The sequence below is a fragment of the Isoptericola croceus genome, from assembly GCF_029382255.1.
Lineage (GTDB): Bacteria > Actinomycetota > Actinomycetes > Actinomycetales > Cellulomonadaceae > Isoptericola > Isoptericola croceus.
In genome coordinates this window covers 185,844-199,755 of sequence record NZ_JARLLG010000005.1, presented here as the reverse complement: position 1 = coordinate 199,755, position 13,912 = coordinate 185,844, and the positions used below count along the sequence as shown (strand labels likewise).

Genomic DNA, 13,912 nt, shown 5'->3' with positions numbered 1-13,912 from the left:
TCGACGGAGCGGGACGAGTGACCTGGGGGGCGTGACGCGTGGAGACGGACGGTCGGCGCGTGGTGGTCATCGACGACGACCCGTCGATCCGTGAGGTCGCGGCGCTGGCGCTGTCGGCCATCGGCGGGCACGAGGTGCACACGGCAGGCGACGGCACGGAGGGCGTCGAGCTCGTCCGTCGCGTCCTGCCGGACGCGGTCCTGCTGGACGTCATGATGCCTACCCTCGATGGTCCGACCATCCTGGCGCGCATGCGGGGCATGGAGGCGCTCCGCGAGGTGCCCGTGGTCTTCCTCACCGCGAAGATCGGTGCGCAGGACATCTCGCGGCTCGGTGGACTCGGCGCGGTCGCCGTGATCACCAAGCCGTTCGACCCGCTCGATCTGGCCCGGGAGCTCGCCGACGCGCTCGGGTGGGACCGATGAGCCAGGCGGACGGGGTCCCGGGACCGCACCACGAGCGGGCGCGTGAGGACGTGCTGGACGACGCCGTCGCGCAGCTCGGCGCGCGAGCGCGCCGCCGCAACGCCGACCGTGCCGACCGGGTCGTCGCCCTCCTGGCGCGCGGTGCGACGGCGCTCGATGCCACGGCGCGCGCCGAGGCCGCGAGCCTGTGCCACACGGTGGCCGGGTCGGCGGGGACCTTCGGCGACGAGGCGCTCACCGGGGCCGCCCGTTCGCTCGAGGCCGCACTGCGCGCGGGTCGGGACGACGACCTCCCGGCCGCGCTCGAGCACTTCCGCGCAGCCGCCCGTTGTGCGTCCTCCCGGTAGAAGGCGTCCAGCGTCCGGCGTCCGGCGTTGGCGCGTCAGTGCTTCAGCGAGCCGAGCACCTCGACGTAGTGGGCGTTCTCCATCACGCCGAGGATGTTGCCGAAGGGGTCGAGCACGGACGCGGTGACGTAGCCCGGTCCGCGCTCGACCGGTGCAGCGTGCGATGTCGCGCCGAGGTCGAGCAGGTGTGCGTAGGCGGCGTCGGCGTCGTCGACCGCCCAGTACGCGACGACGCCGCCGGCCCCGTCGGGCTCTGGGGGTGCGAACCTCCGGTCCATGATTCCCAGCTCGTGCTGGTAGTCGCCGAGCCGGAACTCGACATAGGCGGGCCGGCCGCCGGCGTCCCTGGCGAAGTACGCCTCGATGCCCAGCAACCGGGCGTACCAGTCACGGGCCGCGGCGACGTCGTCGGCGAGGTAGGTGATGGTCGTGAGTCCGCGCAGCATGATGGTCCTCTCCTCAGGTGGTGCCCCGGTGGCACCTGCCACCAGTCTCCGGAGCAAAGTGCTCACCCAGTGACTACTTTGTGTGACACGCTCGTTCCGTGCGCGCCGATCGCCTCATCCGAGCCCTGCTCCACCTGCAGGCGCGTCCGCGCGTGACCGCCGCCGACCTCGCCGCCGCGCTGGAGGTGTCGGTCGCGACCGCCCGGCGGGACCTCGAGGCGCTCTCGGCCGCCGGCGTACCGGTGTATCCGCAACGAGGTCGAGGTGGCGGGTGGGCGCTGGTCGGCGGTGCTCGCACGGACCTGACCGGTCTCACGGCGTCCGAGGCGCGAGCACTGTTCCTCCAGGCCGGTCCCGCGTCCTCGTCGAAAGAAGCCCGGACCGCGCTGCACAAGCTGGTGCAGGCGCTGCCCGTGACGTTCCGGGCCGAGGCCGAGGCTGCGATCGTCGCCACGATCGTCGACCGGTCACGCTGGGGGAGCGCCGAGGGTGCGCCGCCACACGCCGTCGGCGCACTGCAGCAGGCCGTGGTCGCACGGCGCCGCGTCGCGTTCCGCTACACCGACGGGGTCGGCCGGGAGAGCCTGCGCGACGTCGACCCGTGGGGCCTCGTGGACAAGGAGGGCACGTGGTACCTGGTGGCGGGCACCGCTCGGGGCGCGCGGACCTTCCGGGTGGACCGGGCGACCGAGGTCCAGATCATCGACGAACCGTCCCAGGTCCCGGAGGACCTCGACCTGGACAGCGTGTGGGACCGGGTCGTCGGCGAGGTGGAGGCCCTGCGATCGACCACCTGGGCCACCGTGCTGGTGGCGGAGCAGCACGTCGGCGTGCTGCGTCAGCAGTTCGGACGTCACACGAGGGTCGACGGTCCCGCGGGTGTCGACGGTCGGGTGCAGGTCCGCGTCGGTGCGCCCACGGCCCTCGACGTCGCACGGCACCTCGCCGGATGGGGGGCCGCCGCGGAGGTAGTCGGCCCACCGGACGTCCGCGACGAGCTCTCGCGTCTGGGTGCCGAGCTCGTCGCGCAGCACGCAGCGCGCGTGCGAGCAGGCGGAGCTGTGCCGATGCTGGACCCTCCGCCGACGTCGAACAAGGGAGCACCGGATGTCCGACCAGACCACACCGCAGGACCCGACCACCCAGGAGCCCTCGCCTGAGCAGCCTGCGGACGACTTGGACCCGCCGGGTCGCACGGCAGAGATGTCGCAGGAGCCGGACCACGGTGAGTCGACCTACGTGGGGTCGGCCCGGCTCGAGGGCAAGCGGGCGCTGATCACGGGCGGCGACTCGGGCATCGGGCGGGCAGTGGCGATCGCCTTCGCGCGCGAAGGCGCCGACGTCGCGATCTCGTACCTGCCCGAGGAGGAGGACGACGCGCGCACGACCGCTCGCTGGGTCGAGGACGCCGGTCGCCGCGCCGTGCTGCTGCCCGGCGACATCCAGGACGAGGACTTCTGCCGGGAGCTCGTCGCCGAGGCGGTCGCCGGCCTCGGCGGGCTGGACGTGCTGGTGAACAACGCGGCCTATCAGATGGCGCAGGACGAGGGCCTGCGCGGCATCACCACCGAGCAGCTCGACCGGGTGATGAAGACCAACGTCTACGCCATGTTCTGGATCACCCGGGCCGCGCTGGACCACCTCCCGCGGGGTGGGACGATCATCAACACCACCTCCATCCAGGCGTTCGAGCCGAGCCCACCGCTGCTCGACTACGCCACGACGAAGGCAGCGATCCTGAACTTCACCAAGGGGCTCGCGCAGCAGCTCGCCGAGGAGGGCATCCGGGTCAACGCCGTGGCGCCGGGCCCGATCTGGACCCCGCTCATCCCGGCCACGCTGCCCGACGAGAAGGTGGAGCAGTTCGGTGGCGAGACACCGCTGGGCCGGGCGGGGCAGCCGGCCGAGCTCGCCCCCGCCTTCGTGTTCTTCGCCTCGCAGGAGTCGAGCTACATCACCGGTGACCGCATCGGCGTGACCGGTGGCCGCCTGCTCTAGCTCGGGCCGGTGCGTCACCGACCCGACCGGTGACCGCCCTCGCGCGAGTCCGCGCCGACGGCGTGAAGGTGTGGTGAACGTGAATACTCCGGGGGTGCCGGATGTTGGCACCACCGGGCCCGCGAGGGCAGGATCGAACGCGCTGCGCACCCCCGCGCGACGCGAGCCACCGTGGCCCGCTCCGAGGGCGGCACTCACGTGCTGCCGGAATCCCCGTGACGACAGGATGAACGACTCGCTATGACTGATCTGCTGTATGTGAACGGTGGGACGCCGTTGCAGGGCACCATCTCGGTGCGGGGCGCGAAGAACTTCGTGTCGAAGGCGATGGTGGCGTCGTTGCTGGGTGAGTCGCCGAGCGTGCTGCGCAACGTGCCGCAGATCCGGGACGTGGCCGTGGTCTCTGGCCTGCTGGAGCTGCACGGGGTGAACGTGAAGTACGACCCGGAGGCGGGGATCCTCGACCTGGACCCGTCGAACGTGGAGTCGGCGCACGTGGCGGACATCGACGCGCACGCAGGGTCGTCGCGGATCCCGATCCTGTTCTGCGGTCCGCTGCTGCACCGGCTGGGCGAGGCGTTCATCCCGGACCTGGGTGGGTGCCGGATCGGGGACCGGCCGATCGACTACCACCTGGACATCCTGCGGCAGTTCGGTGCGGTGGTGGACAAGCGTCCGAACGGGATCCACCTGCGGGCCCCGCGGCGCCTGCAGGGAACGAAGATCTCGCTGCCGTACCCGTCGGTGGGGGCGACGGAGCAGCTGCTGCTGACCGCGGTGCGTGCGGAGGGGATCACGGAGCTGTCGGGGGCGGCGACCGAGCCCGAGATCATGGACCTGATCGCGGTGCTGCAGAAGATGGGCGCGATCATCTCGGTGGACACCGACCGGGTGATCCGGATCGAGGGCGTGGACCGCCTCGAGGGGTACAACCACACGGCGCTGGGTGACCGGATCGAGGCGGCGTCGTGGGCGTCGGCGGCGTTGGCGACCGGTGGTGACGTGACGATCAAGGGCGCCACGCAGCCGGAGATGATGACGTTCCTGAACACGTTCCGCAAGGTCGGTGGGCAGTTCGACGTGCAGGACGACGGCATCCGGTTCTGGCACCCCGGCGGTGACCTGCGACCGATCGTGCTGGAGACGGACGTGCACCCGGGTTTCATGACGGACTGGCAGCAGCCGTTGGTGGTGGCGCTGACACAGGCCACGGGCCTGTCGATCGTGCACGAGACGGTGTACGAGAACCGGTTCGGGTTCACCGAGGCGTTGCGTCAGATGGGTGCCACGATCCAGGTGTACAAGGAGTGCCTGGGTGGGGGTGCGTGCCGGTTCGGGCAGCGCAACTTCCATCACTCCGCGGTCGTGTCGGGGCCGACGCCGTTGGCGGCCGCGGACATCGAGGTGCCGGACCTGCGGGGCGGCTTCTCGCACCTGATCGCGGCGCTGGCGGCCAAGGGCACCTCCACGGTACGGGGCATCTCGTTGATCGACCGGGGTTACGAGTCGTTCCAGGACAAGCTCGTCGCTCTCGGCGCCGACGTCTCCCGCGGCTGAGACCGACCGTCGACCACCGCTGACCGGGACCCGGGGGGCGGACCTCCCCGGGCCCCGTGCCGCCGTCGGACAGGTAGGCTCTGTGGCCGTGCCCATCGCCAGACCTGAGTCGCGCATCTATCGCGCCATCGCGAGGATCGTCAGACCCCTGATGTTCTCGATGTGCCGCTACGAGTGGAGCGGCAGCGAGAACTTCCCGTCCGAGGGCGGCTTCATCGCCGCGGCGAACCACGTCACGGAGCTGGATGCCCTGACGTTCGTGCACTATCTCTTCGACCAGGGGTACGAGCCGCGCGTCCTGGCCAAGCGTGGTCTGTTCACCACGCCGGTGGTCGGCACCGTGCTGCGAGGCACCAACATGATCCCGGTGGACCGGGGGAGCGCGGCCGCCGCGCGGTCCTTGCAGCGGGCGGGCGAGGAGCTCGGGGACGGGGCCTGCGTGGCGATCTTTCCCGAGGGGACGCTCACCCGGGACCCGGACTGCTGGCCCATGGAGCCCAAGACCGGTCTGGCGCGCATCGCGCTGACGACCAGGCTGCCCGTGGTGCCTGTCGCCCAGTGGGGCGCCACGGACATCCTGCCGCGCTACGGGCGGCTGCTCAGGCCGTTCCCGCGCAAGCGGGTGCAGGTCGTCGCAGGGCCGCCGGTGGACCTCTCGGACCTGTACGACCGACCGCAGGACTCCGCGACCCTGCGCGAGGTGATGGACCGCGTCATGGACGCGATCACGGCGCTGCTCGCCGAGCTGCGTGACGAGCGGGCACCGGAACACCGGTTCGACCTGCGCAAGCATCCTGACTACGAGGTGAAGAAGATGCACTACCCGCCGGTGGAGCGCCCGTGAGCGGCGTGCAGGCTGCCGTTCTCGGCTCCGGGTCCTGGGGCACGACGTTCGCGATGGTCATGGCCGACGCCGGGTGCGACGTGACGCTGTGGGGTAGGGACGAGGCCGTGGTCCAGGAGGTGGCGTCCGCACGCCGCAACTCCAAGTACCTCCCTGAGGTCGAGCTGCCGGCGATGCGCGCGACGACGGATGCCGCGGCAGCGCTCGCCGGCGCTCGCGTCGTCGTGGTCGCGATCCCGTCCCAGGTGGCCCGGACCACCCTGGAGGGTCTGCGGGAGCACCTGGAGCCGGACGCGGTGGTGGTCTCGCTCATGAAGGGCATCGAGCTCAGCACGGACAAGCGCATGAGCCAGGTGATCGCCGAGGCTCTCGACATCTCGCTCGACCGCGTCGTGGTGGTCTCGGGGCCGAACCTCGCCAAGGAGATCGCGACGCGTCAGCCCACGGCCACCGTCGTGGCCTGCCCGGACGAGGGCAACGCACGCCTCGCCGCCGAGGCCTGCTCGAACGCCTACTTCCGCCCGTACACCAACTCCGACGTGGTCGGGGTCGAGCTGTGCGGCGCGGTGAAGAACGTCATCGCGCTGGCGATCGGCATGGCCCAGGGTCGCGGGTTCGGGTGGAACACCACGGCGACGGTCATCACCCGTGGCCTGGTCGAGATCACCCGGCTCGGGCGGGCGCTCGGCGCCCAGCCGGAGACCTTCGCCGGCCTGGCGGGCATGGGTGACCTCGTCGCGACGTGCGCGTCGCCGTTGTCGCGCAACCACACGCTCGGCAAGCACGTGGGGCAGGGCATGTCGCTCGAGGACGCCCTCATCGCCACCGGCACCACGGCCGAGGGCGTGAAGTCCTCGAAGTCGGTCCTGGAGCTGGCGCAGAAGCACGGGGTGGACATGCCGATCACCGCCGGCGTCGTGGCGGTGCTGCACGAGGGGCTGTCCGTGGACGACATGGCGCGTGCCCTGCTCTCGCGTCCCCAGAAGGCGGAGAGCGCAGCCGACTGAGCCGCGCGGTGCCGTCGGGCCCGGTCAGTGACCGACGTCGACGACCAGGCGGGTCGGATCCTGCTCGACCGAGACGGCGAACGGCTTCGCCTCACCGGCGACGCCCACGAACGCCGTCGTCTGCCCCTCGAACACGAAGCGGTAGACGACATCCTCGACGGACCCTGCGCCGTCGGGCACGACCGGCGTGCCCTCGTACTCCTCGACGCCGGAGTCCATCGGCATCGCCGTGCCCAGCACCACCACCTGCAGCACCGCGTCGCCGGCGACCTCGACGACGTCGCCCTTGCCCGGATCGAGGGCCTCGTCGACGTACTCGACACGCCAGCCCGGGGTCCCGCTGCCGTCCAGCGTGAAGATCACGCGGTCGAAGCCGTCCTGGGGCTCGACGACGACGTCGGTGACGGTCAGGAGCTGGTCACCGCCGGGCTCGGCCGTGTCGAGCGCGGTGCCGCCCTCGAAGGTGGCGGAACCCTCTGTCGGTGACGCGTCGTCGGTGGGCGTGCTGGTGTCTTCCGTGGGAGTCCCGGTGCCGTAGCCCGGCATGCCGGAGCCGCCCCCGCAGCCGGCGACGACGAGGGCCAGCGCCGCAGCGGCGACTCCGGCCCACAGCTGGCGGTGATGCCTCGTGCGCACGTCCTGCCTCCCGACCCGGGCACGCGGTGCGCCCGTCCCGGCCAGCCTAGGCGCCGCGGCTGCCCAGCGCTTGCGCCAGGTCTGCCCACAGGTCCTCGACGTCCTCGATCCCCACGGACAGGCGGATCAGGTCCTCGGGCACGGTCGTCGACTCCGTGGTGAACCGGCGGCGGCGCTCAAGCGTCGACTCGACCCCGCCGAGCGACGTCGCAGGAACCCACAGCCGGACGGCGTCGACGACGGAGTCGGCGGCCTCGAGGCCACCGACGGGTCGCAGGCCGACGACCGCGCCGAACGACGACATCTGCTGCGCGGCGCGCTCGTGGCCCGGGTCGGACGGCAGGGAGGGGTGGCGCACCTCGGCGACGGCGGCGTGGCCGGCCAGGCGGCTGGCGAGCTCGGCGGCGTTGGCGGCGGCGCGCTCGACGCGCAGGTGCAGGGTGCGCAGCCCGCGCAGCGCGAGGAAGACCTCCATGGGCCCGGCGATCGCACCGTGCAGGGTGCGGTAGGCGCGGATCCGGGCGGCGGTCTCGTCGTCGTTGGTCACGACAGCGCCGAGCACGACGTCGGAGTGGCCGGCCAGGTACTTCGTCACCGAGTGCACCACGACGTCGGCGCCCAGCTCGAGAGGTCGCTGCCCGAGGGGTGTGGCGAACGTGTTGTCGACGACCGTGGGAACACCGCGCTCGCGGGCGGCGGCGAGGATCGCGGGCAGGTCGGCGACCTCCAGCATCGGGTTGGTGGGGGACTCGGCCATGAGCAGGTCGGCACCGTCGAGCGCGGTCACCACCTGGTCCGTGTCGGCGATGTCGACCCGCCGCACCTCGAGGCCGTGCCGGCGCGTCAGGTCGTCGAGATAGCCGAGCGTCACCTGGTAGGCGTGGCGCGGCACGACGACCGCGCCGCCGTCCGGCACGTCGCCGAGCGTCGCGGCGATCGCCGCCATGCCGGAGCCGAACACGACGCCGTGGGCGCCACCTTCGAGCGTGGCGAGCGCCTCCTCGAACGGTTCCCACGTCTCGGTGCCGCCGCGCGCGTAGAGCAGCTCGCCCCCGGGGACGCCCGCCGAGACGTAGGTCGAGCTGAGGACGACCGGCGGGTTGACCGGGCCGCCCTGGACCCGCGGGGGTCGCCCGGCCGTCACGGCCACGGTGGCGGGGGAGCGCAGGGGTGCGATCTCGGTGGGCTCGTGCGTCATGGCGCCAGGTTACGGGGCGGGTCCGGCGCCGACGTCACACCGGGATTCAGCGGGTGAACCCGTCGTCGTGGATGCTGCGGCGGATCTCCTCGCGGTACTCCTGGCGGTGCAGGCCGGTCTCACCGTGGGCGTCGTCGACCCGCTCGAGGGCGGCGCGGCGGGGGTCGAGCAGCCGACGGAACCCGACGCGCAGGAGGCGTTGGTCGAGGTGCCCGACCCCGCCGAGGCTTTGCAGGGCGGCACCCTGCTCCAGTGCGGTGAGCAGGGTGGCACGTTCGGTCGTGGTGAGCTCGTCGTCGTCCGGCGCGCGTTCCGCGACGGCGTCGCTGAGCCGGATCATCGCCTCCATCTTGGTGGCCATCCGTGCGGTCAGGGCCTCGTCGCGGGCGGCGCTGGCGATGAACTCGAGCGTGGCGAGGGCGAACCCGCGGAGCACCTCCTCGAGCTCGGCGTCGTCGACCGGTGTGTGCGAGGCGTGGTCGACGGGGCAGTCGTCGCCGGCGCTGGTCTGCCGGGGCCCGGACGGCGTGCTGCGCGCAGGCTCGAAGGGGTCCCAGTCGCCAGGGGTGGCCAGGTCGAGGTTGGCGTCGATGACCGCCAGGAAGAGATCGGCCTTGCCCGCGAAGTTTGAGTAGACCGCTCCCTTGGAGTACCCGGCCTCGCGCGCGATGCTGTCCAGCCGCGCGCCGTGGTAGCCGTCGCGGGCGAAGACGGCGCGGGCGGTCTGCACGAGTGCCTCGCGGGTCTGCCGCTGGCGGTCGGCCCTGCTCATCACCTCGGGTGTCATGGTTCCCCAGCCTATCCCTGGCCAAGACCGGAGGTATTGGGATACTCTCAGTATTCCAAGACTGACGGTATCTGAGGAGACTCCTATGACCGACGACGTCCTCGTCGTGGACGGTGTGACCAAGCGCTTCGGCGAGGTCACGGCCAATGCGGCGATCGGGTTCCGTGTCCGGGCGGGGGAGGTGGTCGGACTCCTGGGGCACAACGGTGCGGGCAAGACCACTCTCGTCTCGCAGATCGTGGGTCTGCTCCGTCCGGACGCGGGGGAGATCCGCGTAGCCGGTGTCGACGCCGTCGCGCACCCCGGTGCCGCGCGCCGGCTCGTCGCCCTGCAGGCACAGGGGCAGGTGCCGCTCGACGGGCTGACTCCCCGCACGGCCGTCGAGCTCGCCGCTCGCTTGCGTGGTCTGCCGCGTCGAGCAGCGCGCCAGGCTGCCGCGCGGCTCGCCGACGAGCTCGACATCGCACCGTGGATGGACCAGCGGGCGCTGCCCGAGGGTCGGGGTCTGTCCGGTGGGGTGCGGCGGCTCGCCGGCTTCGCGATGGCCGTCGCGTCACCTGCGCCGCTGGTCGTGCTCGACGAACCCACCAACGACGTCGACGCCTCCCGACGCCGGCGGTTGTGGGACGCCGTGCGCCGGCTCGGGGACCGAGGCGCGGGCGTGCTCCTCGTGACGCACAACGTCCTCGAGGCGGAGAAGGTGGTCGACGAGCTCGTCGTCCTGGACCGCGGCGAGGTGGTGGCCTCCGGGTCGCCGGCGCGGCTCACCGCCGGGATGGACGACGGGTTGCGCCTCGAGCTCTCGCTGCCGCCGGGAAGCAGCGACCCCACCGGGGACGGCGTCCCCGTCCCGGTGCTGCAGCGGGTGAGCGCAGGCCGCCGGGTGCTGCTCGTGGTGCCCGCGGACCAGGCGGCGCCGGCGGTCGCCTGGGCGGGCTCCCTGCGCGCCGCGGGCCTCGTCGACGGCTACACGCTCGGTCCCGCGACGCTCGAGGACGCCTACCTCGCGCGGACGGGGTCCGCCGGGACCTCCGGCACCGGGGCGAGCACCAGGACCCTTGCCGGCACCGCGACGACCGAGACGAGCAACCATGCCTGAGCAGACCTCCGCCGAGTCCTCCGCTCTCCTGACCGCGAACCCCTCGCCGCCGGCCCCGGCGGAGACCGGCTCGTGGTCCGCCTACCGCTCGCTGGTGCGGTGGAACATCGCCCAGGTGGGCAGCGTCCTGCCGTTGGTCGTCGTCGTGCAGGCGCTGCTCGCCGCGGGGATCATCATCGGCTTCGGGTTCGTCATCCCGGACATCGACGCAGCGACCGCTCGCTACCTGGCGACAGGGGCACCGACGGTGCTGCTCATGACCGTCGGGCTCGTGATCGTGCCACAGGGTGTGGCGCGGGCCCGGACCGACGGCACCTTCGTGTTCCTGCGCTCGCTGCCCGTGCCGCGGCTGATGATCCTGCTGGCGGACCTGACCGTGTGGCTCCTCGTGGCGCTGCCCAGCGTGGCCGTGGCGGTCGTCGTCGCCGAGCTCCGGTTCGACCTCGCGCTCGTGCTCGACTGGCCCGTGCTGCTGGCCGCGGTGGTGCTCGTCACGGTGACCGCGACGTCGGTCGGCTACGCGCTGGCGGTGACGCTGCCGCCGGTGCTCGCCCAGCTCGTCAGCCAGGTGCTCGTCTTCTTCGTGATGCTCTTCTCGCCGCTGACCTTCCCGGCGAGCCAGCTGCCGGAGTGGTTCCAGGCTGTCCATGACTGGCTGCCCGTGCAGGCGGCGGGCGATCTGCTGCGGGCCGGGCTCGCATCCGAGGCATACTCAGCCGACGCCCGAGACCTCGTCGTGCTCGTGGCGTGGTGCGTGCTCGGTGTCCTGCTCGGTCTCCGGGCTCTGACCCGCCGGGACTGACGCGTTTCCGAGGACCCGGTCAGGCCTCGGCGGGTGCTTCTTGGTGCGTGGCCTCAGTAGCGGGCGCCGGGGTGCGACGCAGGCCGTGCCACAGCAGGAGGCCGATCATCCAGAACTCGCCCACCGTGGCGGGTGCGGTGAGCAGCTGGGCGAGGGGGCCGGCGTCCGGGACGACGTAGCCGACGAAGGCGCTCGCGACGTAGCCGATCCCGCCGGCCACGAGGATCCAGCCGAGGGCGCGCGGCATGCCTGCAGGGCGTGCGAGCAGGCCCATCGGGACGAGCCACAGACCGAAGAAGACGGCCCCGACGCCCCAGAGGCTGCCGGAGAGCGCGTACATGAGCTGGGTGCCGGCTGCGTCACCGCCCAGGGCCGCCTCGAGCGCTGTCGCGAGCCCGGCGGCGCTGACCAGGATGGCGATCGCGTTGACCGTGCCGAACGCGGCGAGCGCCCCGGCGGCGAACCGGTCGACGGTGCGGAAGAGCCGGAAGAACCACAGGGCCGTGAGCGCCTGGACGATCACGAGGGCGAGCTCGAGCCCGATCCCGACGCGGGCCAGCGCCTCGTTCTCGACGAGCTGCGCCATCGTCGCCGCCGGGCTGTCGTGGTCGAAGAGCACCGGGCGGATCACGAGGAAACCCGGGACGCCGACGAAGGCCATGGCGAGGTAGAGCAGGCCGGTCGTGCGGGCGACGGGCCGGGAGATGGACACGTTCATGAGATGCCTCTTTCGCTCTTACGACGTAAGTCTTACGCCGTAAGGTGACCATACGTCGTAAGGTGAGGCGACGGAAGGGGTGAGCGGACATGGCGGCGACGAAGTCCGTGACGAGGGAGCGCGTCCTTGCTGCCGGAGTCGCCCTCGCTGACGCCGACGGTCTCGCCGCCGTGACCATGCGCGGCGTCGCATCGAGGCTCGGCGTCGAGGCGATGTCGCTCTACCACCATCTCCCTGGCAAGAAGGAGGAGCTCCTCGACGGGCTCATCGACCTCGTCGCGGTGGAGATCGCCCAGGCGGTGAGTGAGCAACCTGCGGCCGACGACGGATGGGTCACCCAGGTGCGTGCCCGCTGCCTCGCGGCACGGAGCGTCATGCTGCGGCACCCGTGGATGCCCGGCCTGCTCGGCTCGCGCACGACGATCCGACCGGCGGTCTTCCAGCTCTACGAGGACGTGCTCGGTGCGATGGTCCGGGGCGGCTGCACCTACCGGCTGGCCCACCGTGCGATGCACGCGCTGGGCAGCATGGTCCTCGGGTTCTCCCAGGAGCTCTTCAGCCCGGGCGACGCCGGGGACGCGGAGGCCTCGGAGGCCGAGATGGAGGCGATGGCGGCAGCGCTGCCGTACACCACGGCGATGGTCGCGTCCGAGCTCCACGACGCAGGCGACCCCACGCTCGGCTGGTGCGACAGCCAGACGGAGTTCGAGTTCACGCTCGACCTGCTGCTCGACGGGCTCGAGCGAGCCCGCCTCACCGAGGCTCCGGTCCTGAGACTCAGTCCTGGGTGAGAGGTCCCAGGATCGACTGCGCCACCAGCGAGTGGGCCGACTCGTCGTCGCTCGGGTGGAAGGTGCCGGCCAGGACGTCGCGGTAGAGCCTGCCGAGCTCGGACCGGTTGAAGTAGGTCGAGCCGCCCGAGCAGCGGATCGCCTCGTCCACGACGTAGCGCGCCGTCTCGGTGGCGCGCACCTTGAGGCCCGCCGTCGCACGGAAGTACCCGGCGCCGCGGTCGACGCGCGCGTCGATCTCGCCGGCCACCTGGTCGAGCTGCGGCCAGATGCCGTCGAGAGCGAGCGCTGCCGAGGCGATGCGCCGCCGGATGTCCGGGTCCTGCGAGTACGCCTCGCCGGTCTTCATCGACGTCCTGCGGCCGGCCGCCTCGACGGCCAGGCGCAGCGCCCGGTCCGCGAGCCCCGTGTACACCCCGGCGAGGAGGATCTCGAAGCTGGTGAAGATGCCGAGCACGTACGGGTCGAGGCTCGGCCCGGGCGTGAGCCGGCGCAGGACGCGGTCGGCGGGGGCGTGGGCGCCGTCCAGCACCGTGGTGCATGACTGGGAGGCGCGCATGCCGAGCGTGTCCCAGTCGTCGAGGATCTCGAACCCGCCGCCGTCGCGGGTGACGAAGGCGTGCACGATCCGCGGGTCGGCCGGGTCGGTGTCGTCCAGGCCCATCACGCCCAGCCGGGTCCAACCGGGGGAGTTGGACGTGAAGATCTTCCGGCCGTGGAAGCGGTAGCCGCCCTCGCCGTCGGGCCGCGCCTCGGTGCGGGACCCGAGCAGCACCAGGTCGTTGCCCGCCTCCGAGTAGCCGAACCCGAAGACCTCGCCGCGGGCGGTCTCGGTGAGCAACCAGTCGAGAGAGTCGTCGCCGCGCTCGTGGAGGTAGCGCGCGACCCCGACCCAGACGTGGTGCATGTTGACGGCCAGCGCGGTCGCGGGAGCTGCCCCGGCGAGGCGGGCCTGCTCCCGGACGGTCTCGCGCAGGGTGAGCCCGCCGCCGCCCAGGTCGACGGGGACCATCGCCCGCAGGTAACCGGCCGCGGCCAGGTCGGCGAGGTCGTCGGCGAAGAACGAGTTCTCACGGTCGTGGATCGCCGCGCGCCCGCGGATCGTCGCGAGCAGGTCGTCGGTGAGCAGCTGGCGGTCGGTGAAGGAGGCGGGGTCGGCGGCCATCTGGCGATTCAACCACCCGGGGCGGGAGAAGTTCTCGCGGCAGAACATACCGGGCCGGTCGGTCTCTTCCCCTACGCTGGTTCCGACGCGGT

16 protein-coding genes are annotated in these 13,912 nt (G+C 72.1%); 10 read left to right on the top strand and 6 right to left on the bottom strand.

Annotation, left to right across the window (positions count from 1 at the left end):
- Positions 1-38: 38 nt before the first annotated feature.
- Positions 39-425 (top strand): response regulator, encoded by a 387-nt coding sequence (locus PZC42_RS13005; RefSeq protein ID WP_277211768.1) that lies wholly within the window; start codon positions 39-41, stop codon positions 423-425.
- Positions 422-772, top strand: a complete 351-nt coding sequence (locus tag PZC42_RS13000; protein ID WP_277211766.1) for an Hpt domain-containing protein — start codon at positions 422-424, stop codon at positions 770-772. Before PZC42_RS13005 ends, PZC42_RS13000 begins: the two co-directional genes overlap by 4 nt.
- A gap of 35 nt (positions 773-807) precedes the next feature.
- On the opposite strand, the gene PZC42_RS12995 is transcribed toward PZC42_RS13000, so the two are convergent.
- Entirely contained in the window at positions 808-1,218 is a 411-nt protein-coding gene (locus PZC42_RS12995) for a VOC family protein (RefSeq protein WP_277211764.1), read from the bottom strand.
- Positions 1,219-1,316: 98 nt separating this feature from the next.
- Between PZC42_RS12995 and PZC42_RS12990 the strand changes: the two genes are divergently transcribed.
- From PZC42_RS12990 to PZC42_RS12970, 5 genes are all read left to right on the top strand, one after another.
- On the top strand, positions 1,317-2,378 hold the full coding sequence (locus PZC42_RS12990) for a helix-turn-helix transcriptional regulator (protein WP_277211762.1): 1,062 nt from the start codon (positions 1,317-1,319) through the stop codon (positions 2,376-2,378).
- Positions 2,326-3,216 carry an SDR family oxidoreductase gene (locus tag PZC42_RS12985; protein ID WP_277211760.1) on the top strand — a complete coding sequence of 297 codons (891 nt, stop codon included), beginning with the start codon at positions 2,326-2,328 and terminating at the stop codon, positions 3,214-3,216. The genes PZC42_RS12990 and PZC42_RS12985 overlap by 53 nt, the downstream gene beginning before the upstream one ends.
- Before the next feature lie 240 nt (positions 3,217-3,456).
- Positions 3,457-4,773 (top strand): UDP-N-acetylglucosamine 1-carboxyvinyltransferase, encoded by a 1,317-nt coding sequence (murA, locus tag PZC42_RS12980; RefSeq protein WP_277211758.1) that lies wholly within the window; start codon positions 3,457-3,459, stop codon positions 4,771-4,773.
- Positions 4,774-4,861: 88 nt separating this feature from the next.
- The gene (locus PZC42_RS12975; protein ID WP_277211756.1) at positions 4,862-5,617 is read left to right on the top strand and encodes a lysophospholipid acyltransferase family protein; all 756 of its coding nucleotides are present in this window, start codon (positions 4,862-4,864) and stop codon (positions 5,615-5,617) included.
- 5 nt (positions 5,618-5,622) lie between these two features.
- Positions 5,623-6,624, top strand: coding sequence for an NAD(P)H-dependent glycerol-3-phosphate dehydrogenase (locus PZC42_RS12970; RefSeq protein ID WP_277211945.1), 1,002 nt, complete (start codon positions 5,623-5,625; stop codon positions 6,622-6,624).
- A gap of 24 nt (positions 6,625-6,648) precedes the next feature.
- Here the strand turns inward: PZC42_RS12970 and PZC42_RS12965 are convergent, their stop codons facing one another.
- Genes PZC42_RS12965 through PZC42_RS12955 form a run of 3 tightly spaced genes read right to left on the bottom strand, consistent with a single transcriptional unit; the run spans position 6,649 to position 9,245 of the window.
- Positions 6,649-7,260, bottom strand: a complete 612-nt coding sequence (locus tag PZC42_RS12965; RefSeq protein WP_277211754.1) for an AMIN-like domain-containing (lipo)protein — start codon at positions 7,258-7,260, stop codon at positions 6,649-6,651.
- Between the two features lie 46 nt (positions 7,261-7,306).
- On the bottom strand, positions 7,307-8,458 hold the full coding sequence (locus PZC42_RS12960; RefSeq protein WP_277211752.1) for a trans-sulfuration enzyme family protein: 1,152 nt from the start codon (positions 8,456-8,458) through the stop codon (positions 7,307-7,309).
- A 46-nt stretch (positions 8,459-8,504) separates the two neighbouring features.
- Positions 8,505-9,245: a TetR/AcrR family transcriptional regulator gene (locus tag PZC42_RS12955; protein WP_277211750.1), complete on the bottom strand. Its 741-nt coding sequence runs from the start codon at positions 9,243-9,245 to the stop codon at positions 8,505-8,507.
- Between the two features lie 85 nt (positions 9,246-9,330).
- On the opposite strand from PZC42_RS12955, the gene PZC42_RS12950 reads away from it, so the two are divergent.
- Both PZC42_RS12950 and PZC42_RS12945 read left to right on the top strand, forming a co-directional pair.
- A complete protein-coding gene (locus PZC42_RS12950; RefSeq protein ID WP_277211748.1) occupies positions 9,331-10,344 on the top strand; it encodes an ABC transporter ATP-binding protein in 1,014 nt (337 codons plus the stop codon).
- Positions 10,337-11,146, top strand: coding sequence for an ABC transporter permease (locus PZC42_RS12945; RefSeq protein ID WP_277211746.1), 810 nt, complete (start codon positions 10,337-10,339; stop codon positions 11,144-11,146). Before PZC42_RS12950 ends, PZC42_RS12945 begins: the two co-directional genes overlap by 8 nt.
- A 19-nt stretch (positions 11,147-11,165) precedes the next feature.
- Here PZC42_RS12945 and PZC42_RS12940 read toward each other — a convergent pair whose 3' ends face one another.
- A complete protein-coding gene (locus PZC42_RS12940) occupies positions 11,166-11,864 on the bottom strand; it encodes a DUF4386 domain-containing protein (RefSeq protein ID WP_277211744.1) in 699 nt (232 codons plus the stop codon).
- 89 nt (positions 11,865-11,953) lie between these two features.
- Between PZC42_RS12940 and PZC42_RS12935 the strand changes: the two genes are divergently transcribed.
- Entirely contained in the window at positions 11,954-12,655 is a 702-nt protein-coding gene (locus PZC42_RS12935) for a TetR/AcrR family transcriptional regulator (protein WP_277211742.1), read from the top strand.
- On the opposite strand, the gene PZC42_RS12930 is transcribed toward PZC42_RS12935, so the two are convergent.
- Positions 12,642-13,820, bottom strand: coding sequence for an acyl-CoA dehydrogenase family protein (locus PZC42_RS12930; protein ID WP_277211740.1), 1,179 nt, complete (start codon positions 13,818-13,820; stop codon positions 12,642-12,644). The genes PZC42_RS12935 and PZC42_RS12930 overlap by 14 nt on opposite strands.
- Positions 13,821-13,912: the final 92 nt, after the last annotated feature.

Bases quoted from the DNA above. Each gene is read 5' to 3' on its own strand.
- PZC42_RS12960 (WP_277211752.1), bottom strand. From the start codon at position 8,458: ATGACGCACGAGCCCACCGAGATCGCACCCCTGCGCTCCCCCGCCACC.
- PZC42_RS12945 (WP_277211746.1), top strand. From the start codon at position 10,337: ATGCCTGAGCAGACCTCCGCCGAGTCCTCCGCTCTCCTGACCGCGAAC.
- murA (WP_277211758.1), top strand. From the start codon at position 3,457: ATGACTGATCTGCTGTATGTGAACGGTGGGACGCCGTTGCAGGGCACC.
- PZC42_RS12950 (WP_277211748.1), top strand. From the start codon at position 9,331: ATGACCGACGACGTCCTCGTCGTGGACGGTGTGACCAAGCGCTTCGGC.
- PZC42_RS13000 (WP_277211766.1), top strand. From the start codon at position 422: ATGAGCCAGGCGGACGGGGTCCCGGGACCGCACCACGAGCGGGCGCGT.
- PZC42_RS12955 (WP_277211750.1), bottom strand. From the start codon at position 9,245: ATGACACCCGAGGTGATGAGCAGGGCCGACCGCCAGCGGCAGACCCGC.
- PZC42_RS12935 (WP_277211742.1), top strand. From the start codon at position 11,954: ATGGCGGCGACGAAGTCCGTGACGAGGGAGCGCGTCCTTGCTGCCGGA.
- PZC42_RS12940 (WP_277211744.1), bottom strand. From the start codon at position 11,864: ATGAACGTGTCCATCTCCCGGCCCGTCGCCCGCACGACCGGCCTGCTC.
- PZC42_RS12985 (WP_277211760.1), top strand. From the start codon at position 2,326: ATGTCCGACCAGACCACACCGCAGGACCCGACCACCCAGGAGCCCTCG.
- PZC42_RS12930 (WP_277211740.1), bottom strand. From the start codon at position 13,820: ATGGCCGCCGACCCCGCCTCCTTCACCGACCGCCAGCTGCTCACCGAC.
- PZC42_RS12995 (WP_277211764.1), bottom strand. From the start codon at position 1,218: ATGCTGCGCGGACTCACGACCATCACCTACCTCGCCGACGACGTCGCC.